General features: G+C 66.6%; 3 protein-coding genes and 1 pseudogene. 2 read left to right on the top strand and 2 right to left on the bottom strand.

The window, feature by feature from the left end; translation table 11 throughout:
- Nucleotides 1-807, bottom strand: an 807-nt coding sequence (locus tag Q4C89_RS14635) for an ATP-binding cassette domain-containing protein (RefSeq protein WP_303103356.1), incomplete at its 3' end; no start/stop codon positions are given.
- Nucleotides 808-1,040: 233 nt separating this feature from the next.
- On the opposite strand from Q4C89_RS14635, the gene Q4C89_RS14630 reads away from it, so the two are divergent.
- Nucleotides 1,041-2,072, top strand: coding sequence for an SPFH domain-containing protein (locus tag Q4C89_RS14630; RefSeq protein ID WP_303102276.1), 1,032 nt, complete (start codon nt 1,041-1,043; stop codon nt 2,070-2,072).
- 3 nt (nt 2,073-2,075) lie between these two features.
- A complete protein-coding gene (locus Q4C89_RS14625) occupies nt 2,076-2,549 on the top strand; it encodes an NfeD family protein (protein ID WP_303102275.1) in 474 nt (157 codons plus the stop codon).
- An 83-nt stretch (nt 2,550-2,632) separates the two neighbouring features.
- Here the strand turns inward: Q4C89_RS14625 and Q4C89_RS14620 are convergent.
- Nucleotides 2,633-2,880, bottom strand: a pseudogene (locus Q4C89_RS14620) (adenylosuccinate lyase); the annotation flags it as partial.

Below are 2,880 nucleotides of genomic sequence, written 5' to 3'. Positions count from 1 at the left end.
GGCGCGGTGGCCGTTGCGGAACACCTCGGCGTGGTGAAGCTGGACGAGCGCGGATAGCCGATGGCTGATAGCGGATGGCGGGAGCCTGAGCATCGTTTTGCCTTCTGCCTTCTGCCCTCTGCCATCCGCCATCTGTACCCTTCCTCCCTCCACCCAAACCGTCCGCCACCCCACTTCCGGCACTTCCTCGGGCCGGTGGGTCGCCAGCACCAGCGCCACACCCGAGGCGTGAACCTCGCGCAGCACTTCGCCCAGTTCGGCGCGGGCGGATTCGCTCAGGCCGTCGGTAAACTCGTCGAGCAGCAGCAGCGCGGGCTGGGGCATCAGGGCGCGGGCCAGCAGCACCCGCCGCCGCTGCCCGTGCGAGAGGGTGCGGAAATCGCGCTCCAGCAAAGGCTCTACGCGGGTCAGCGCCGCGACCCTTCCCAGGCGGGCCAGTTGCGCGGCGTCGGGTTCCCACAGGCGCAGGCTTTCGCCTTCGGCCCCGGCCAGCAGCACGTCGCGCACGGTCTGTTCCCAATCGCGGGTCAGGTAAAAGGCTTCGGCGTCCGGCCCCACCACGCTCAGGGTGCGCCGCGCCTGCACCGCCGAGGGCTGCCGCTCACCTTTCAGGGCGTAGCGCCGCGTCCCGCCCACCGGAGCGACCTCGCCCGCCAGGAGCCGCAGCAGCGTGGTTTTGCCGCCCCCGTTCGGCCCGGCCAGCCGCAGCGCCTCGCCGGGTTGCACGGTCAGCGATATGCCTTGCAGCAGGGTTTGCCCCCCGGCGACGACATGGGCGTGTTCGAGTTCGACAAGCGGCAGCGGCATAGAGCGAGTGTAGTCCGCTACGACGCACCCTTCACCTTATCGAACACGGCTAGCCCTGCCCTCGTTCCCGGCGTGCGCGCGCACGAATGGCTTCACACGCCTGGCGCTGATCCCATCGTCCGGCTGAATCCGCGCCCTGACCTGGAGGGGGGCAGCGAGGAAGGGAAGGCGCGAGAGCGGCTCCGGGAACTTTCCTGGTAGACGCTGCGTAGACAGTGGCAGGAGGCGAATTTATGGGATTTACCATCTTCGTGGTCGTGCTGCTGCTGCTCGTCATCATCACCCTGTTCGCAGGCATCAAGAGCGTGCCGCAGGGCAACGAGTGGACGCAGGAGCGCTTCGGCAAGTTTCAGCGCACCCTCAAACCGGGCCTGAACCTCATCATTCCGTACATCGACCAGATTGGGCGCAAGGTCAACATGATGGAGCAGGTCTTCGACGTGCCCAGCCAGGAAATCATCACCAAGGACAACGCGCTGGTCACGGTGGACGCGGTGGTCTTTTATCAGGTGCTCGACGCCGCCAAAGCGAGCTACGAGGTACGCAATCTGGAACTGGCGGTGCTGAACCTCACCATGACCAACATTCGCACCGTGACGGGCAGCATGGACCTCGACGAACTGCTCTCCAACCGCGACACCATCAACGCAAGGTTGCTGACCGTGGTGGACGAGGCCACGGAGCCGTGGGGCGTCAAGGTCACGCGCATTGAGGTCAAGGACATCAAGCCGCCCGCCGACCTCGTGGCGAGCATGGCCCGGCAGATGAAGGCCGAGCGTGAAAAACGCGCCAACATCCTCGACGCCGAGGGCTTCCGTCAGGCCGCGATTCTGAAGGCCGACGGCGAGAAGCAGGCCGCCGTGCTCAAGGCCGAGGGTGAAAAACAGGCTGCCTTCATGGAAGCCGAAGCCCGTGAGCGCCGCGCCCAGGCCGAAGCCGAGGCGACCCGCGTGGTCAGCCAGGCGATTTCGGCAGGCAACGTGCAGGCGGTCAACTACTTCATCGCCCAGCAGTACGTCGAAGCGCTGCGCGACGTGGCGAGCGCACCCAACCAGAAGACGTTGATTCTGCCTATCGAGGCCACCAGCGTGCTGGGGAGCTTGCAAGGCATTGCCGAAGTCGCCAAGGAAGCCTTCGGGGGCGGCTCCAGTCACCCCGCGCCCATGCCCCAAATGCCCCGCCCTGCCCAGCCCGTGCCCGTGCAGCCTCTGCGTCAGCCCGAGGCCCAGGTCGTGCCTGCCACGCTGCCCCGGAGACAGGAGTAAGCCGTGCCCGACTGGGTTCCCACCTGGCAATCCGTTCACCCCTGGCATTGGTGGGTGCTGGGGGCCATCCTGCTGATGCTGGAAGTCGCCGCGCCGGGCGTGTTCTTCGTGTGGCTGGCGCTGTCGGCCTTCGGGGTCGGCCTGCTGACCTTCGTGCTTCCCTTCATGGACGTTCCCAGCCAACTCCTGCTGTTTGCGGGCCTGAGCGTGGTCGCCGTGTGGCTGGGCCGCCGCTACGTTTCCCGGCTGGCGCTGGGGGGCAGTGAAGGCGAGGGCATCAACACCGGCGCTCAACGTCTGGTGGGCCGCACCGTGACGGTGGTGGTGCCTATCCACAACGGCCTGGGCCGTGTGCGGGTGGGCGACAGCGACTGGCGGGCGCGTGGCCCCGAACTGCCCGCCGGGACAGCGGTTCGCATCGTCGGTGTGGAGGGCACGACGCTGGTGGTGCAGGAAGAAAAACGCCTGACGGCCTAGAAAGCTTCTGGTGAAAGGAAAGCGCGTTCGGGAAATCTCACCGAACGCGCTTTCTTCTCGCCCCTGTCAGGCTGGAATCGTCATCACATCCCGAAGCGGGCGTAGATGTCGTCCACATGCCGCAGATACCACTGCAGATCGAAGGCGGCGTCGAGGTCGCTGTCGCTGAGGGGGTTTTCGGGGTCGGCCTTCAGCAGGTCGCGCAGACCCTCGCCCGTTTCCCAGGACTTCAGGGCGTTGCGCTGCACGATGCCGTAGGCCGCCTCGCGCATCATGCCCTTGTCGTCGATCAGGGCGTGCAGCACGCGCTGCGAGAACACCAGTCCGCCCA

The sequence above is a fragment of the Deinococcus sp. genome (assembly GCF_030523985.1).
Lineage (GTDB): Bacteria > Deinococcota > Deinococci > Deinococcales > Deinococcaceae > Deinococcus.
This window is presented reverse-complemented; position numbering and strand designations above follow the sequence as displayed.